At 57.7% G+C, this 16,873-nt stretch carries 22 protein-coding genes and 1 tRNA gene; 19 read left to right on the top strand and 4 right to left on the bottom strand.

Annotation, left to right across the window (positions count from 1 at the left end):
• Positions 1-2: 2 nt before the first annotated feature.
• The 5 genes from ABH15_RS13270 (at position 3) to ABH15_RS13285 (ending at position 4,994) form a co-directional block, all read left to right on the top strand.
• A complete protein-coding gene (locus tag ABH15_RS13270) occupies positions 3-1,097 on the top strand; it encodes a type IV pilin (RefSeq protein ID WP_128695077.1) in 1,095 nt (364 codons plus the stop codon).
• 31 nt (positions 1,098-1,128) lie between these two features.
• Positions 1,129-1,617, top strand: coding sequence for a type IV pilin (locus ABH15_RS13275; protein WP_128695078.1), 489 nt, complete (start codon positions 1,129-1,131; stop codon positions 1,615-1,617).
• Between the two features lie 9 nt (positions 1,618-1,626).
• Positions 1,627-2,907, top strand: a complete 1,281-nt coding sequence (locus tag ABH15_RS13280; protein WP_128695079.1) for a PKD domain-containing protein — start codon at positions 1,627-1,629, stop codon at positions 2,905-2,907.
• 964 nt (positions 2,908-3,871) lie between these two features.
• A complete protein-coding gene (locus ABH15_RS14165) occupies positions 3,872-4,048 on the top strand; it encodes a hypothetical protein (RefSeq protein WP_394342504.1) in 177 nt (58 codons plus the stop codon).
• Entirely contained in the window at positions 4,038-4,994 is a 957-nt protein-coding gene (locus tag ABH15_RS13285) for a hypothetical protein (protein ID WP_128695080.1), read from the top strand. Before ABH15_RS14165 ends, ABH15_RS13285 begins: the two co-directional genes overlap by 11 nt.
• A gap of 152 nt (positions 4,995-5,146) precedes the next feature.
• Here ABH15_RS13285 and ABH15_RS13290 read toward each other — a convergent pair whose 3' ends face one another.
• The 4 genes from ABH15_RS13290 to ABH15_RS13305 form a co-directional block, all read right to left on the bottom strand.
• The gene (locus ABH15_RS13290; protein WP_128695081.1) at positions 5,147-6,250 is read right to left on the bottom strand and encodes a KamA family radical SAM protein; all 1,104 of its coding nucleotides are present in this window, start codon (positions 6,248-6,250) and stop codon (positions 5,147-5,149) included.
• A gap of 277 nt (positions 6,251-6,527) precedes the next feature.
• A complete protein-coding gene (locus ABH15_RS13295) occupies positions 6,528-6,905 on the bottom strand; it encodes a Zn-ribbon domain-containing protein (RefSeq protein WP_128695082.1) in 378 nt (125 codons plus the stop codon).
• 7 nt (positions 6,906-6,912) lie between these two features.
• A complete protein-coding gene (locus tag ABH15_RS13300) occupies positions 6,913-7,275 on the bottom strand; it encodes a DUF2073 domain-containing protein (protein WP_128695126.1) in 363 nt (120 codons plus the stop codon).
• A gap of 5 nt (positions 7,276-7,280) precedes the next feature.
• Positions 7,281-7,922 carry an Era-like GTP-binding protein gene (locus ABH15_RS13305; protein ID WP_128695083.1) on the bottom strand — a complete coding sequence of 214 codons (642 nt, stop codon included), beginning with the start codon at positions 7,920-7,922 and terminating at the stop codon, positions 7,281-7,283.
• Between the two features lie 211 nt (positions 7,923-8,133).
• On the opposite strand from ABH15_RS13305, the gene ABH15_RS13310 reads away from it, so the two are divergent.
• The 14 genes from ABH15_RS13310 (at position 8,134) to ABH15_RS13375 (ending at position 16,847) form a co-directional block, all read left to right on the top strand.
• Positions 8,134-8,697, top strand: coding sequence for a CBS domain-containing protein (locus ABH15_RS13310; protein ID WP_128695084.1), 564 nt, complete (start codon positions 8,134-8,136; stop codon positions 8,695-8,697).
• Entirely contained in the window at positions 8,694-9,446 is a 753-nt protein-coding gene (locus ABH15_RS13315) for a CBS domain-containing protein (protein ID WP_128695085.1), read from the top strand. The genes ABH15_RS13310 and ABH15_RS13315 overlap by 4 nt, the downstream gene beginning before the upstream one ends.
• A 17-nt stretch (positions 9,447-9,463) precedes the next feature.
• Complete coding sequence (locus tag ABH15_RS13320; protein ID WP_128695086.1) at positions 9,464-10,405, top strand: CBS domain-containing protein; 942 nt, start codon at positions 9,464-9,466, stop codon at positions 10,403-10,405.
• 5 nt (positions 10,406-10,410) lie between these two features.
• Positions 10,411-11,250 carry a CBS domain-containing protein gene (locus ABH15_RS13325; protein ID WP_128695087.1) on the top strand — a complete coding sequence of 280 codons (840 nt, stop codon included), beginning with the start codon at positions 10,411-10,413 and terminating at the stop codon, positions 11,248-11,250.
• On the top strand, positions 11,247-12,029 hold the full coding sequence (locus ABH15_RS13330) for a CBS domain-containing protein (protein WP_128695088.1): 783 nt from the start codon (positions 11,247-11,249) through the stop codon (positions 12,027-12,029). Before ABH15_RS13325 ends, ABH15_RS13330 begins: the two co-directional genes overlap by 4 nt.
• A 153-nt stretch (positions 12,030-12,182) precedes the next feature.
• Entirely contained in the window at positions 12,183-13,148 is a 966-nt protein-coding gene (locus ABH15_RS13335; protein ID WP_128695089.1) for a deoxyhypusine synthase, read from the top strand.
• 114 nt (positions 13,149-13,262) lie between these two features.
• Positions 13,263-13,347 (top strand) — tRNA-Ser (locus ABH15_RS13340).
• A 48-nt stretch (positions 13,348-13,395) separates the two neighbouring features.
• Positions 13,396-13,845 (top strand): 30S ribosomal protein S13, encoded by a 450-nt coding sequence (locus ABH15_RS13345; protein WP_128695090.1) that lies wholly within the window; start codon positions 13,396-13,398, stop codon positions 13,843-13,845.
• Positions 13,846-13,859: 14 nt separating this feature from the next.
• Complete coding sequence (locus ABH15_RS13350; protein WP_128695091.1) at positions 13,860-14,411, top strand: 30S ribosomal protein S4; 552 nt, start codon at positions 13,860-13,862, stop codon at positions 14,409-14,411.
• Between the two features lie 2 nt (positions 14,412-14,413).
• Positions 14,414-14,809, top strand: a complete 396-nt coding sequence (locus ABH15_RS13355) for a 30S ribosomal protein S11 (protein ID WP_128695092.1) — start codon at positions 14,414-14,416, stop codon at positions 14,807-14,809.
• A complete protein-coding gene (locus ABH15_RS13360) occupies positions 14,809-15,651 on the top strand; it encodes a DNA-directed RNA polymerase subunit D (RefSeq protein ID WP_128695093.1) in 843 nt (280 codons plus the stop codon). Before ABH15_RS13355 ends, ABH15_RS13360 begins: the two co-directional genes overlap by 1 nt.
• Positions 15,635-16,000, top strand: a complete 366-nt coding sequence (locus ABH15_RS13365) for a 50S ribosomal protein L18e (RefSeq protein ID WP_128695094.1) — start codon at positions 15,635-15,637, stop codon at positions 15,998-16,000. The genes ABH15_RS13360 and ABH15_RS13365 overlap by 17 nt, the downstream gene beginning before the upstream one ends.
• Before the next feature lie 5 nt (positions 16,001-16,005).
• Positions 16,006-16,428, top strand: a complete 423-nt coding sequence (locus ABH15_RS13370) for a 50S ribosomal protein L13 (protein ID WP_128695095.1) — start codon at positions 16,006-16,008, stop codon at positions 16,426-16,428.
• 17 nt (positions 16,429-16,445) lie between these two features.
• Positions 16,446-16,847, top strand: a complete 402-nt coding sequence (locus tag ABH15_RS13375; RefSeq protein ID WP_128695096.1) for a 30S ribosomal protein S9 — start codon at positions 16,446-16,448, stop codon at positions 16,845-16,847.
• Positions 16,848-16,873 lie beyond the last annotated feature (26 nt).

Below are 16,873 nucleotides of genomic sequence, written 5' to 3' on the forward strand. Positions count from 1 at the left end.
ACATGGCTCAAAAATTCCGTGACAATGCAGTCTCAGAACTCATCGCCGTCGTCCTCCTGCTCGGCGTGCTGGTTGTCGGTGTCGGCATCATTATGGTCACGATAACCTCACAGCCGCTGCCCGACGAGGTGCCGAATATCAACGTCCTCATCGGAAATACCTCCTCGACCGTCCTGATCAAGCATAACGGCGGCGACCCGTTGCAAGAGGGGGACTTTTCAGTCGTCGTCGACGGCATCACTCTACCCAATAGCGCTGCGACGATCACCGGCGGCGACGGAGCGTGGCCGTGTGTTGTCGGGGAGACGCTGCAATATCCAGTGGCGACCGTTCCACATCGGGTCGCCATCATGTATACCGGCGGAGGCGGATCGGTGCTCCTGAAGTCGGCGTCACTGACCGGTGAGATCCGGACGGGAGGCCCTGATACCCCTGCAGGCCCGGGAGTGACGCCGCCGACGGGGAATATCACCCTGAGCTTTGACGACCAGGACGAACTCGACGCCTGGGTGGTAGACCAGTTCGTCGAGCAGCTTGAGAGCAACTCGATCTACCTGTATCAGAACGTCCTGAGCCAGAGCGACGTCTGGGGAAACAACGGTTTCTTCAACTTTACTATCTCGAAAGCGAATTCTTACCTGGAGCTGACCGTGAATAATATAGGGGAAACTCCGGACAGGATATCCTTCAGCATCGGCGATACGGTGAGCATCAAACTTGCCAACTCAGAGATGCGCTTCTTTGCCATCGGAAACGGAGGGTGGCATACCTTCGCGACCGACGTTTCAATCTATAAGAATAACGTCAGAATGGCAAATAGCAAAGGAAAGGTATACAGTTACATCGTCGGAGGGAGACTCTACGGGTTCAACGAGTTCGATTCATCCGTAGACATTACGACAAAGTCTGGGCCAAGCAATCCGCTCCATACCGAGCTCTACATCAACAACACGCCCCTGATAAACAGTACATGGACGAAGCCAATCACCCTCACCAACGTGCAGCCAGCAAAACCGACACTGCTGATACTGGATATCTCGAAGAACGATCCAAACTACATCGTCGGCATCGCAGACACGATAACGGGCATCACGTAGAAAATAGTTAGCAAAAGGAGGATGAGTAAGTATGCTCGATGCGATACAGGCAAGATTGTCCGAAGATGAAAATGCGGTATCAGAGCTGATAGGCACCATACTGCTCATCTCCATCATGACCCTCGCCGTATCCATCGTTGCACTTGCGATCATCCCCATCCTGTCTTCAGATACAAGTCTCCCCAGCGTGCAGGTGACGGCATTCAACGACACTGACATCCTGTATATCCGGCATATGGGTGGAGATTCAATACACGAAAATAATCTCCGCATCCTGATCGACGGCATTGATCACGACGATCTCGACCTGACCACCAATCAGATCCAGGGATGGGCTCAGTCCGATGGCGACGGATTATGGGAACCCGGGGAGACACTCTCCTATGACTTCCCGGATCTAACCACCCCTGCCACAATCATCATCGTCTATGACGGCGACGGAGGATCATACGTCCTCTACTCAGTCACTCAGGATGGAACAGGCATCCCCCCGCCGGGCGTTACCGAAGCGACACCATAGAGCCGCTCCATGCACAGATCACCGCTTACCACCCGCGCCGTCTCCGAACCCCTCGGCGCCGTCATCCTCATCGGCATCATCGCCCTCGGAGTAGCGCTCCTCGCTCTTGCCATGCTCTCGCAGCCGCCGCCGATGATCATCCCGCGGCTTGACGCGGCCATCACCAATGAGAGCACGGCGCTCTTTATCAGGCATGACGGCGGCGACCCGCTCCAGTGGGGGACGTTTATGGTCAGGGTTGACGGCGTCGATCGGACCGGATTCTGTTCGATCGTCGGCGGCGATGATGGCGGGGTCTGGCATATCGGAGAGGTCCTCTTCGACCCCGGCACCGGGGAGACCGTCCCGCCCGATCTCGTCCAGATCATCTACACCGGTGGACGGTCACCGGTACTGCTGGTCTCCCAGGAGCTCGACCCTGACCGGCAGTCGCCCATACCCACCTTCCCGACCGTACCCACAACGGTACCGACCACCGCTGCTCCGACCACGGCAACACCGACGCCGACGCCCGGCATACCCCCGGCGGCAGCCTTCACCGCAGATACAGCGGGCGGAACAGCACCGCTCACCGTCCGGTTCACCGACCGTTCGACAGGCAGTCCAACGTCGTGGCTCTGGAACTTCGGCGACGCATCCGGCGGCTCCGTGCAGAACCCGGTGCACACCTATACCGCCGCCGGCACCTATACCGTCTCGCTCACCGCCGCGAACGGCTACGGAAACGATACCGTAACAAAGGACGGTTATGTTATCGTTACACCACCGAAGGGCTACGCCGAGATCTCCCTCCAAAAGCAGTCCGGGAAGTGGCATATTGCAGACGGGACTTACCTCCAGTTCCGGGTCACCGACGCCTGGGGGTCGATCATCGTCGACGGGAGGCGCTACAGCCCCTGGCCGGGTGAAACCGTCAGGATGGCGATCGTGGGCGACCAGCAGGGCTGGATCACTATCTCCCCGACGGCGATCGAGACCTTCGAGTTCGACGACGTCGCCCTCTCCATAGCAGGAGAACAGGTCGCCGAAGGGCGCATCCGGTGGACGGGGGCCGATATCATCGGCTATACGGATGTCGAGTCCACGCTCACCCTCGTCGTCGACGGGAAGAGTGCAGAGACCCTGCTCAACGTCGACGGCAGGACGATCATCGACGGGGTCAACCGATCGGCGATCACCGTCAAGGGTCTGATCCCCGGCGGCTCCGGAATGCTACAGCTAAACCCGGACAGCCGCCCAACAGGGAGCGTTGAGCTGATCGGCGGAGCGGCATCCTGGGAGCTCCGGTAAGGGGAGCGCCGTCCGTGCTCCTGCATCCTCCCCATCCCACCCGAAAAAACCACCCCCACAGAAGCCCTCATACGGCCGATCTCGGAGCCAGCCATGGGAAAACACCCTCAAAAATTACCGTCGCTCATATCGCAGATATGGCCTCGCGATCCTGGCACATTTCGGGATTCAGAGCGACGTGCTTCGCCCGATTTTAATTCCGGGATTCTGCCTCAGGAAATGCCACTAAAATCGAAAAATGAGCCAGATTTGCCCGTTTTTCACCAGATGAGAGGGCGACCCCCGCGTCCTCCTTCGCGTCCCACTTCCGCACACGCTGTGCATACCACCCCCCGCAGACAGTCATCCGCACCTCGCGGGAGCGGCAAGCGGCGGACCGGTATCACAGATGTCGCACCGGCCGGCCCGCTCGAATCTCCGGTGATCGGGCAGCGGCCGGATGCCGGTTGCAACCCTGTTGTACATGGTGTTGCAAAGGGGGTTGCAAACATGGTTGCAAACACTTCCCGCATGCAAAAACCCCGTTAATTCGGGGAATTTTCGATTTACCGATGCATTGCTATTTTCGATATTTTTGTTTGCAACCGAGCCGAAAACACACAGCATCACGGGTTCATGCACTCGGCCAGGGTGCTCTTCCGATGGAGCCGGATCGGGCGAACTGTGTGATCCAGAAATTGTTGCAAACGACCTCATAGTGTCATGTTCGATCTCTTTCGGTATACCTTATTTTTCGAATTCCCCCTTGATTGTCGAGAAAACCCGCCCTCGATCTCTTTGCAACCACTATTGCAACCCCCTTTGCAACCGGGTTGCAAATGTTGCAAACCGTCTCCGGTGGCAGCCGGGGACTGTCGGATGACAATCAGGGAGGGCGATGTCTTTTCAGGATACCCGGGACTTCCTCGGCGCATGAGATCGTATATCCTCCTATCTCCCGGATGTCGTTGGTGTCCTCGCAAAGATCGAGGAATTCGCCGCGGGCCTGACCTACGGCAAGTTTTGCCGCGACGATAAGAGTGCCGTGACCAGGAGATTCACGATCATCGGTGAAGCAGCAAGACGAACGGCGATGCACTCCCCCACCACATACGATACGGTTATATCGCAATCCATCCGAGACGTGACCAATGGTTCTTGAAGAAGAATTGATCTTCTCCGATAAAGCAGATGCGGAGGAGTTCATAAAACACGTTCGCGCTGCAGGCTGCAGCGGAAAGGTCAGGACGGAGCATGCGATCATCCCCGAGACGATGTTTCACGGCAGAATACAGGATCTTCTCAAACTGCTGGATCGGGAGATTGACCGCCACAAAGACGACCCCGAGATGGCAGATCTCGTTGCACTCTCCGTCACCATGAAGGCGGGGATTGAGCGGAGGCGGGAGAACCTCCGGCAGTTCTTTGACGAGCACCCGGTCGGCGCGATCATCCCCGAACGGTCACTCATGCAGGACTTCGCCACCATCATCGGGAAGATGGCAACCGGTGAAGAGGCCGGAGAGCCTGACCCGGAAGAGGCCGACGCCATCATCACCGCGATCGGGATCAATGCTCTGCTCGAGGAGAACGGGCTCGTCGAAGAGACCGATGAGGGGCTCCGCCTCGTCGGAACCATAGAGCCCGAGGAGGCGTACACCTACTGCCCCGAGCATCCCTTCGTCGAGGTCGAGCCCGGAACGCTTCGCGAATACGGGATTGACGTAAAGATCACGGTCATCGCGGAGGAGCGCTACATCGCCTCGCTCGGACCGGAGATTATGTTGATCGACGACCCCGAACCGCTCTGGGATGCTCTCGACGGCATGGACGTCGATGAAGACGACGTCGACATCCTCCGGACGACCATCGCCTTCAAGCAGTTCATCATCGAACGCATCATGACCGTTCTTGAAGAACGGGGACGCGCGAGCAGGGAGGAACTCCTGGAAGAGTCGCTTTCCTTCGATGCCGTCCTGAACAAGGAACAGGACTCAGCATCGTTCATCCTGACCGAGGAGTATGTGAACGGGGTCCTGAACGATCTGAAGAAGGTAGGGCTGATAACCGGCAAAGACTCTAAGATCAAGCCGGTTAGCGCGAAATAGAGCCCGGAAGCCGTCAAAAGTCAGAAAAAACCCGGGACGAAAAGAAGGGTGGCCTGACCGCTTGCCGCCTGCACCGAAGGCGGGTCGTCTCACCTCGCACGACCCGCCTCTGCAGAAGGCAGAGAAATGGGATATACAGTTACAGAATCCCACTACTCAAGGATCTGCCCTTCGTCGACGAGCTCTGTATAGTCGTCGAACCAGTATGCCTCCGGATTGCTCTTGTAGACCATAAACCGCCCGATGTTCGCAGGATCGGCCGCCTGGTTATACTTGAAGAACGTATACTCCGGTGTCCTGCCCACCACCTCGATCTTGCCGGTCGCATGGGATATCACGAACCGGGCACGCTTCGCGAGGCCCGAGCAGCTGCCACGTGCCTGCTCGAAGATCTGGTACGACTCCTCGACCGGCACGGCGTAAGTCTTGTTGCCGACGGTCGGGCGGCACTGGAAGACGTAGTAGGGGGCGACGCCGATGAACGAGAGCTCCTTGAAGAGCAGGGCGAGCACCTCCGGATCGTCGTTGATCCCGCGGATCAGGGGCGTCTGGTTCATGATAACGGCGCCGGCATCCTGCAGAAGCCCGATCGCCTGCCGGGCGATCTCGGAGAGCTCCCGCGGGTGGTTGAACTGCGCCATGATGTAGATCCTCTTTTCCTCGGTGCTGTACTCGCGGATGAGATCGAGGAGGGAGGGATCGTCGACGATCCGATAGGGATCAAACGCCGGCATCTTCGACCCTATCCTGATGATCCGGACATGGTCGATCCGCCGCAGCTCGCCGATGATCCCGCGAAGCTGCCCGGTCGGCAGGATGAGCGGGTCGCCGCCGGTGAGGAGGACGTTCGTGATCTCCGGATGCTCCCGGATATAGGCAAGCCCGGCCGAGACATCCTTCTTCACCTCGCGTCCGTCTTTGATGAAGAGGCGTTTGCGGAAACAGTAGCGGCAGAGCCCGCCGCAGAGATCGCTCACGAGCAGGAGAGCGGTCTCCCGGTATTTATGCTGCAGTCCGGGCGAAACGGTATACGACCCTTCGGACGAGGGATCGAGCCTCCCCCACGCTTCGAGCTCCTCCGGACAGGGGATGATAAGGCGGCGGATCGGATCGGCCGTATCCTGCCAGTTGATAAGCGAGAGGTAGTATTCGTTCGCCCGAAAAGCAAACGTATCGGTAATTTTTGAGAGATCGCCGGGCGCATGGACGCCAAATCCGTCGATCTGATCGAGTGATGAGATGTATCGTGGCTTCATCTGTTTCCTCCGTGTGACTCTCCGTGCACACACCATTGTAAGAGGCATATAGGTCAAAAACCGGCTGGCAATCGTTGAAGAGTGAAAGGTGCTTGCCCGCAAGCGAACACAGGAGAAGCATGGCGCCCCTGCGGCTCTGCCGGTGACCGTGCCCTGGCCTCACGTAGTGGAGTCTTCTGCACGATATATCGTCGTCAGGAGATTTATACCTTCGGAGTGGAAATCCGGAAGAAAAGAGAGTAGAATATCTTCAGATTTGATGCGGCTCCTGGTTCCGCTATTCTTTCTTCTTCTTTGCCATTGAGAGGATATCCACCATATATTTCCCCTCACGGTCGAGACGGACGACGACCTCGTCGCTCTGCGCCATCTTCTCGATATTCAGTTCGTACGAACCGGGACCGAGAATGCGGATACTCTCGACGCGGTCGTAGACCTCAACCTGCCGCGAGGCTCCGGAGGGTTTCACCTCAAGGACATCCGCCCCGGTATCCTCCGCGATCTCCTCGATGGTCTTCTCCTCGAGCACATCATCGTGCCGGTGCGCCTCGCGGATGTAGAGGAACTTCTTCCCGCCGCAACTCGGACATCCCTTCAGGATCTTCGTCGACCCGTCTTCAAACTCCCTGCCGCATTGCGTACACTTGTGAGGCATCCCGGACTCACCTTGAGGAGATCCACGCGCTGATGAGATCCTTCTCCTTCTTCAGCATCTTCAGCTGATTTGCCGGCCCGATGACAGTCAGGCGACTATCGTTCTTCTTCCCGCCGAGAAGCCGGCCGAAAAATCCACCTGCATCCTTGAGAGGATACGTCTCCATCTCGATCCCGGAGAACCCGTCCGGGGTGATCTCCCGCATCGTCACCTCGATGAGTTTACTCTGCTCGTCGGGGGCGAGACCCCGCTCGAGGACGACGATATTGCCCTCCATGACATCGTCAAGGATCAGTCGGATCTTCTCCATCGCCGTCAACCGGTCGAGACGTTCTGCAGAGATCAGGTCAATCTGTACACCCTGTATCATATCCATCACCCAAAGTAGCCCGCCATCTTCTCGTACAGCTCTTCCACATTGTTCCCTTCGAGACCCGATATCGAGATGACGGGGTGCTGGGGGAACGCACTCTTGATCCGGGCTGCCGACGCATCGGGAAGGTCGTTTTTGTTGGCGACGATGAGGACGGGAAGTTTCCTGCTCTCGATGATGCCGACCATCATGATGTTCACCTGCATGAACGGATCCTGCGTCGAGTCGAGCATATAGATCACGCCGTCGATATCTTCCCGAAGCCAGTGCATCGCTTCGGCAACCCCTTCGGTCGCCTCCCGTGCCCGCTTGACCGCGTCGTCTTTCTCGAGGCCGTACTCGAGGAACTCGTTATAATCGATCTTCGTCGTGACCCCGGGCGTATCGACGATATCGATCGTGACGGAGTTACCGTTGTTGCCGGTGATGGTAATATTCTCCTTCCTGCGGACGCGGCGTGTCTCGTGCGGAACTTCACTGACCGGCCCGACAGCATCTCCGGTCCAGTCCCGCACGATTCTGTTGGCAAGCGTCGTCTTGCCGGCATTGGGGGGACCGTAAATACCAATGCGGGAAGATCGCTTCCTGAAGAACGTCTTCAGAAACTGCGAAATCTTCTGCTTTGTACGTACCAAGAACGTCATTTTGCACCCTCATCTCCTCTAGTTTTTACACTACTTAGTAACACTATGCCACTCGTAAATAAATATAATTATATGTAATTGCAGGTGATTTAATCCGATTCGAGGACGAAAGTCCCTTCGCTTGCCACGAGAATTCTTTTATACTGCTGAATCCTAGATACAGGTGAACCTGAAGGATCAGCTAAAAGAGCGACCATATAGGGTGAATTTCATGGCGAACCACAACGACTCAATCCGCTTCGAGATACGCGTTCCTATCCGCGAGGTGATGCGAAGCCACCCAACGACAATCGACGTAGGAGAAACGGTCGCAGATGCAGCCCGGGCAATGTGCCGCGACGAAGTCGGCAGCTGCATCGTCCTGAAAGATAACCTCCCGATAGGGATCATCACCGAAGAAGATATCAACTGCAAGGTTGTTGCACAGGACAAAAAGCCGAGCAGTGCACACATCAGCGAGATAATGAGCACCCCCCTCATCACCATAGGTGCCGACAAACTGGTTGCCGACGCCGCATACATCATGGTGAAGCACCGGGTTCGGAGGCTGCCCGTGGTCGAGAACCAGACCGTCATCGGCATGGTGACCGTCCGGGACATCCTCACGGTAGCAAACGAGATGAACGAACTCATGGCCGATCTCATCGAGATCAACCGCGAGGAGGAGTATGCAATGGGAGTCTGCGACCGGTGCGGGAATATGTCGGACGACCTTCTGCGCATCGACGCCCTGATGCTCTGCCCGGTCTGCAGGGAGGAGGATCGAATCATATGAAAGTCGCTGCAAATCTGATGGTGAACATACCGAAACTCCGCTACGATGAGTTTGCGACGAAAGCACGCAGTATCCTGCGGGAAGATGTCTTTCGCGAACTCTATGTCACTGACGACCGCGGACACCTGCTCGGATACGTGGATATCTCCGATGTCCTCCGGGTAACCGGGACGAAGTCGAACGTCACCGTCGAGGGGTTCGTCAAGGAAGCAGCCAGAGTCAGTCCCGAGACGCCTCTTGAAGAGGTCGCTCGCGCAATCAGAAGCACTATCACCAACAGCGCAGCAGTCGCCGATGCTGACGGAAAGGTTCTCGGCGGAGTGCTTCTCTCGGATCTCTTCCCGGTACTCGCCTCGCGGAGTGAGATCCGCGGCCGGGTAGCAGATATCATGTCACGCGACGTCGTCACCTGCGCGCCGCACGACCCGATAGCCGGGGTCTACAGCCTCATCACGGCAAGCGGTTTCTCGGCCTTCCCGGTCGTTGCGAAGAAAGAACTGATCGGGATCGTCTCACGAAGAGATCTTCTGCGTGCGGGAGGCGTCAGAACCGCAGTGAAGAACGGGGCGGACTACACCGTCGAGCGGATCATGACGACACCGGTCGTCACCGTCTCCCCGGACGACCAGGCCAGGGCCGCCGCCGACCTGATGGTCAAACATAATATCAGCAGGCTTCCGGTCGTGGACGGGACGCACCTCGTCGGCATCATCGACCGGCACGATGTGCTGAAAGCATTCTCAACGTAAAGGAGGTTAGGATCACTATGCACCAGAATGACCAGAAGAAGAAACAGGCCGATAAACTACTGAAGATGCCAGGAAAACTCCATCGCGGCCCGGTCAACTTCAAATCCCGGATCGCTGAGCAGGACGGCGAAATCATGGCTTACGCGACCAGGGACGTCATCACCGTTCCCCAGACGACCCCGATCATCCAGGCCGTCGAGGTCATGACCCGTGAAGGATTCCGCCGCCTCCCGATCGCCGATGCGGGAAGCGGTAAACTTCGTGGAATCGTCACGAACAGCGATATCATCAACTTCATGGGCGGTGGCGACAAGTACAACCTGGTCTCCGTCAAGCACAAAGGGAACTTCCTTGCGGCGATCAACGAGAGCCTCCGGGAGATCATGACCCCGTACCTGATCACCCTCAGCGACGGCGCCCACATCGCCGATGCCGTCGACATCATCTTAAACAGGAACGTCAGTGGTGTTCCCATCGTCGATACCGACGGAAACCTCAAAGGCATCGTCACAGAGCGGGATGTCATGAAGGTTCTCGCGACGGAGCACTCGACCCAGACCGTGGAGGAGATTATGAACACATCGGTGCGGGTCGCCCGGCCCGACAGCCCCGTCAGCGAGGTCAGCAGCAAGATGGTGAGACACCAGTTCCGGCGACTCCCGGTCGTCAGCGACGACGTCCTCTGCGGCATCATCACCGCCACCGATATCATGAACTACCTCGGGAAGGGCCAGGTCTTTGAGAAACTGGTCACCGGGGACGCCGGCGACGTCATGGGACTCCCTATCCGCGCCCTCATGTCCGGGGACCTCCACACCACAACACCGGAGAAGAACATCCACGATACGGCCGTCGAGATGCTCCGGCAGCGTATCGGTGCAATGCCGGTCATCGAAGACTCGCATCTTGTCGGTCTCGTGACCGAGTACGATCTTGTGAAGGCATTCTTAGAGGAGTGAAAGAGATGCACGCAGTTGACGTAATGACGTCCCCGGTCTATGTCGTGGCACCGGCAGAGAGCATCGGGCACGCCCGCAACCTCATGCTCAGGCACCGGGTCTCCCGTCTGCCGGTCATGGAGGGCACCGCCCTCTCAGGGATTCTGACCAAGAAGGATATCGCCTACGGCCTGCGGCAGACCGAACCGATCTGGCGGCGGAGACCCATCGACCGAATCCCGGTCAGTATCCTGATGGCGCCGGAACCGATCACCGTCTCCCCCGAGACGAACACCCGGGAGATTGCACGAACGATGCTCGAGCGGGACATAAGCGGACTGCCGGTCATCGAAGAAGGGAGCGTTACCGGAATCGTAACGAAGTCCGATCTCATGCGTTCCGCGCACATCCGCGGCCTGACCGGCCATGTCGATGCCGTCATGGAGGAACCCGTCACCGTCAACCGCTATCATTCACTGGATCACATTATCGATACGCTAAAAGGGAACAGTGATAAACTCATCGTCGTTAATGATAATGGAAGCCTGGCAGGTATTATCACGGAGAGCAACCTCGCCTTCTTCGAATACCTGGACGAGAAGAGGAACCTGCCGGCCAAAGATGTCACACATCTTCGGAAAGCCGAGCCTGCAGGGAGAAAACGCTTCAGATACGTCACAGAAGTGTCTGCAGTCGCGGAGGATATCATGAGCCGCCCGGTGATCACCACCGGTTCGGAGACATCACTCGGCGAAGCAGTCGCCACCATGCTCCAGCATCACATCAACAGCCTCGTCGTCGTCGACGGCGAAGAGGTCAAGGGAATTATCAAGCGAGATGATATCATCAAGGAAGTGGCAAAATGAGCGAGAGATTTCAGATACTGGTCAAAGACGTAATGTCACGCCCCATCACCATTGCAAAATCCGCAGTCGTCAGCGAAGCCCTCAAGAAGATGCTCGATGAAGGAAACGATCCGCTCATCGTCACCAACAACGGCACCGTTGTCGGTACGACATCCCGTGCGGCTATCGCCGAGAGTCTCGGAAGCAGGAAGAACTCCACGATCTCGCCGACATCCATTCACGTCGCCAACACCGTCGAAGAGGACTTCACCTCCGCCTATCCCGACCAGAACCTCGGTGTCCTGGTACCCCTGCTCCAGCGCTACAAACTTGTCGTGGTGCTGGACAGCGAACACCGGCTCATCGGTCAGGTCGGAGCGGGAGACATCCTCCGCGTACTGCGCCCGTCCGGAACGCTTGCAGACGTAATGGAACCTGTATACACCATCCAGGCAGAAGAGCGTGCCGTGCACCTCCGCCGCAGGATGCTCGACGACAACATCGACCGGTTCATCGTCAACGACAACGACACGACGCTCGGCATCGTAACCGAGACCGACGTCGCGAAGGCGATGTACTCCTTCAGAGAGGTTGTCGAGGACAAGTACCAGGACCACCGGATCAGAAACCTCCTCGTCCGGGACATCATGAGCTCGCCGCTCGTCTCCGTCACGTCGGATACGGGCGTCTCGGAGGTCATCGACCTGATGCTCAAGAAGAACATCGGCTCGATGCCGATCACGAAGAACGGAAAAGTGATCGGGGTCGTCACCCGAAACTCGCTGATCCAGGCGTTGTAAAACCTTCCAGAATCATCACTTTTTTCTTCCGGGTTCTGCGCGAAGATGGCAGATACCTGTGCCCTTTGGACGGTTTCCCCCATTGCGGCAGAAACAGGGAATTGTGCCAATCATTAATAGCACGGAATGGCAAACCCCATAGCGGAGTTTGCCATGAAACCAACGCAGCCAGTCGAACCGAACGTCAACGTCACGGCTCTCCTTCAGTCGATGAGTAAAACGGGTTTTCAGGGACGAAAACTCGGAGAATCTCTCGGTATCTGGACGGATATGGTTCGAGACGAGGAGTGCACCATCCTTATGGGGCTCTCCGGCGCAATGATCCCCGCAGGCATGCAGAACTGCCTGATCGAGCTCGTCAGGAACCGTCTCGTCGACGTTATCGTCTCGACAGGCGCGAACATATTCCACGACACATGCGAACACCTCGGCGTACGCCACTACCTCGGGCACCACCACGCCGACGACTCCGCGCTCTTCGAGCAGGGGATCGATAGGATCTACGACGTCTTTGCATACGAGGGACAGTTCCGGGAGATCGATGCAGAGATCGCGCGGTTCGCCGGAGAACTCGCGCCGTTCAAAGGCTCGTCGCGGGAGTTCATCGAGCGGCTCGGCCGGTGGCTCATGGAGCAGCGGCCGGAGGGCCGATCGCTCGTCGCTACCTGCGCGGAGCATGGCGTCCCGATCTTCATCCCCGCCCTCTGCGACTCCTCGATCGGCATCGGACTCGTCATGGCACGGCGCCAGGGGATCTCCATTGATGTCGATCAGATCGCCGATACCGACGAGATCACGAAGATCGTGGAGGATGCAGAGAAGACCGGCGTCATCTACGTCGGCGGCGGCGTCCCGAAGAACTTCATCCAGCAGACCCAGGTGATCGCGTCGATCCACGATCAGAATCTCGGCGGGCACGCCTATGCAATACAGTATACCACCGACGCGCCGCACTGGGGCGGCCTTTCCGGGTGTACGTTCGAGGAGGCGATCAGCTGGGGCAAGGAGGCACCGCAGTCTCCCCGCGTCCAGTGCTTCTGCGATGCAACCATCGCACTCCCCATCATTACCTCAGGCCTGCTCGGAAGCGGAGTGAAGCGGGCGAGAACCAAACCCTAACACCACAACAATTATTACTGAATCCCGCACACGATATAAAGCACAAGTCATAGAAAGCTGTGTCTGGAGCAACACCAAGCGGTGTTGCGAGTGTCGAGTGATGCGAAATTCTATGTTGAGGTAGCCAAGCCTGGTATGGCGCAGGTTTGCTAAACCTGTGTCCCCCTGGGACTCGAGGGTTCAAATCCCTCCCTCAGCGCTTCCAAACGATTGCAACCACTGACACCATCTGTCAAGAGGCGATTTCATGGATGAAGAAGAAATAAAATACTTTGTTCGGATCAGGAATACCGATCTCGATGGAACCAAGGCAGTGCAGATTGCACTGACCGGGATCAAGGGAATCGGACCCCACACGTCACGGACGATCTCCCGGCTCGCTGCAGTCGATGCGCGTGCCATTATGGGAAAGCTTGACGACGACTCTGTCGCACGGATTGCAGATGCCGTCGAGGCATACACCGCCACGGTTCCACCCTGGATGGTTAACCGCCCGAAGGATATCTACACCGGCGAGTCCAAACACCTCCTCGGCAACGACCTTGTCATGATGCAGGAAGAGGACATCAACCGCATGCGCAAGATCCGCTGCTACCGCGGCATCAGGCACGAGACGGGTCAGAAGGTCAGAGGTCAGCGCACCAAGTCCACGGGTAGAACTGGCACGACTGTCGGTGTGAAGAGGAAGAAAGCATAACGCTGGTGTAAAGCATGGGATATCCAGGAAAGAACCACAAACAGTACGCCACACCGAAGAGGCGCTTTGAGAAGACGCGGATCGAAGACGAGAAGCGTCTGGTCATCGAATACGGCCTGCGCAACAAGCGTGAGATCTGGAAGGCTCAGAGCGTCATCAGAAAGTACCGTAAAGCGGCACGTGAACTCGTGGCCTTACGGTCTGCCGGAGCGACGCACCAGGACGAGTACGAGAAGAAGCGCGACCAGCTCATGAACCACCTGCGCCGCTACGGCCTCGTGGGAGAGAGCGCCGACATCGACAACGTGCTCGCACTCAAAGTCGAGCAGCAGCTCGACCGCCGCCTCCAGACCATGGTCTGCAGGAAAGGGCTTGCACGCTCCTCGAAGCAGGCACGCCAGTTCATCACCCACGGCCACATCGCCATCAACGGCCGCAGGGTAACCATCCCGAGCTACCGCGTCTCCAGAAGCGAAGAAAGCGAACTCGGATATTACGGCCCCTCCCCGCTCACGAACGAGGTTCACCCCGAACGTGACCGGATTGCACGTGCAGGAGTGAGATAAGAATGGCAGCGGATAAAGAGAAGTGGGGCATCGCACACATCTTCGCCTCCTTCAACAACACCATCATCACCGTCACCGATCTCTCCGGCGCAGAGACCGTCACCAAGAGCAGCGGCGGTATGGTGGTAAAGCAGGACAGAAACGAGAGCTCCCCGTATGCAGCAATGCAGATGGCGACGCAGGTCGCACAGAACGCCAGGGACAAGGGTATCACCGGCGTCCATGTCAAGGTTCGTGCACCCGGTCGCGGGAAGCAGCGCAGCCCCGGCCCCGGAGCTCAGGCAGCCATCCGTGCCCTCGCTCGTGCAGGCATGAGGATCGGTCGTATCGAAGACGTCACTCCGGTGCCGCACGACGGAATCCGCGGTAAGGGCGGACGGAGAGGCAGGAGAGTTTAATGGATATTGCGTTTGCTCAGCTTGATGAGAGAGTCGCGAAGTTCGTGCTGAGCGGAGCAAGCCCCGCGTTTGCCAATACGTTCAGACGGGCGATGATCAGCGAGGTTCCGACGCTCGCCATCGAGGATGTGCGGATCTACGACAATACAAGCGTCCTCTTTGACGAGATGCTGACGCACCGCCTCGGCCTCATCCCCCTCAGGACGGACCTCAAGAGGTACGCGAGGAAGGACGAGTGCACCTGCGACGAACTCGGGTGTCCGGTCTGTACGGCAACCTATACGCTCAGCGTCGAGGGGCCGCGGACGGTCTATTCACGGGATCTGATCCCCCAGGACCCCGAAGCCGCACCGGCAGAGGACGAGATCCCGATCATCAAACTGGCCAGTGACCAGAAGATCGTACTCGAGGCGCATGCCGTCGTCAGTACCGGCAAAGAGCATGCAAAATGGCAACCGACCATTGTCTGCGGCTTTAAGAACTATCCGGTCATCGTCATCGACGAGAACTGCGACGGATGCGGCATGTGCATCGAAGAGTGCCCCCGGGACGTGCTTGAGGCAGTACAGAGCGGCGTGAAGGTCGCAGAAGGACGCCTCGAGCTCTGCTCCATGTGCAAACTCTGCGAAAAAGCTTGCCTTGCCGGCGGGATCGGCGATACGTCTGCCATCCATATCCGGGCTGATGAAAGCAGGTTTATCTTCGTCGTCGAAGGCGACGGTTCCCTGCCGGTCCGCGAGATCATCGAGAGAGCGCTGCAATATATCCAGAATAAATCAGACGACTTGGTAGAAGTGTTGACGGAGATTACGGGAGAGGGTGCAGATGAAGAAGTCAGTTAACAAGACAAACCCACGCCTCACCAGCCTTATCGTGATGCTCAAAGATGCATCACGCACCCACGAGGCGAAGATCTGGCGTGAGATTGCAAAGAGGCTGGATTCCCCCCGCCAGAACTACGCTGAAGTAAACATCAGCAAGATCAGGCGATATGCAAATGAGGGAGAAACGATCCTGGTGCCCGGCAAAGTGCTCGGCAGCGGCTTATTAGACCTTCCGGTGAAGGTTGCCGCGCTGAACTTTTCCGAGTCTGCGGTGAGCAAGATCACCGGAGCGGACGGTACCTGCATGACCATCGAGGAACTCGTCCGGGACAACCCGACGGGGAGCCGCGTGCGGATTCTCAGGTGAACGACATGGTTACAATCATCGACGCCAGCGGACTGCTGCTTGGAAGAATGGCAAGCACCGTTGCCAAACGGTCACTCGAGGGAGAAGAGATTGCCATTGTAAATGCTGAGAAGACCATCATATCCGGTACCCGCGCGCACGTCATCGGGCACTACGACGAGAAGAGGAAGCGCGGCTCGCGTGAAGGCGGTCCGTTCTTCCCGCGCAGGCCCGATCACATCGTGAAGCGTACCATCCGCGGTATGCTCCCCTACAAGCGGGAGCGGGGAATCGCCGCATTCCAGAAGATCAAGGTATACGTCGGTGTGCCGCCGGAGTTTGAGGGGCAGGAAATGGAGTCCCTTCCAAAGGCGCACATCGACCGGCTGAGCAGCTCGGCGTACGTGACTCTCGATGCGGTCAGCACCTACCTCGGAGCCAAATACTAACCGGTGATATTATGGCAATGGCAAAAATCATAAATACGAGCGGAAAGAGAAAGACAGCAGTCGCCAGGGCGACCCTGAAGAGCGGGAACGGCAGGATTCGCATCAACTCCGTACCCCTCGAGATCTACGGGACCGAGCTCATCCGCATGAAGATCTCTGAGCCCCTGCTGCTCATACCGACGGCGTTCGACGGGATCGACGCAAACATCGACGTCCACGGCGGCGGCGTGATGGGACAGGCAGAAGCAGTCCGCACGGCGATTGCGCGCGGTATCGTTGACTGGCACAACGACCCCCAGATCAAGGACGTTTTCCTGACCTACGATCGCACGCTGCTCGTCAATGACTCACGTCAGAAAGAGACGAAGAAGCCGCACGGTCGCGGTGCCCGTAAGAAGTTCCAGAAGTCGTACCGTTAAATCGTAAAGGCTATAAAGGAATCAGG

The sequence above is a fragment of the Methanoculleus taiwanensis genome (assembly GCF_004102725.1).
Classification (GTDB): Archaea; Halobacteriota; Methanomicrobia; order Methanomicrobiales; family Methanoculleaceae; genus Methanoculleus_A; species Methanoculleus_A taiwanensis.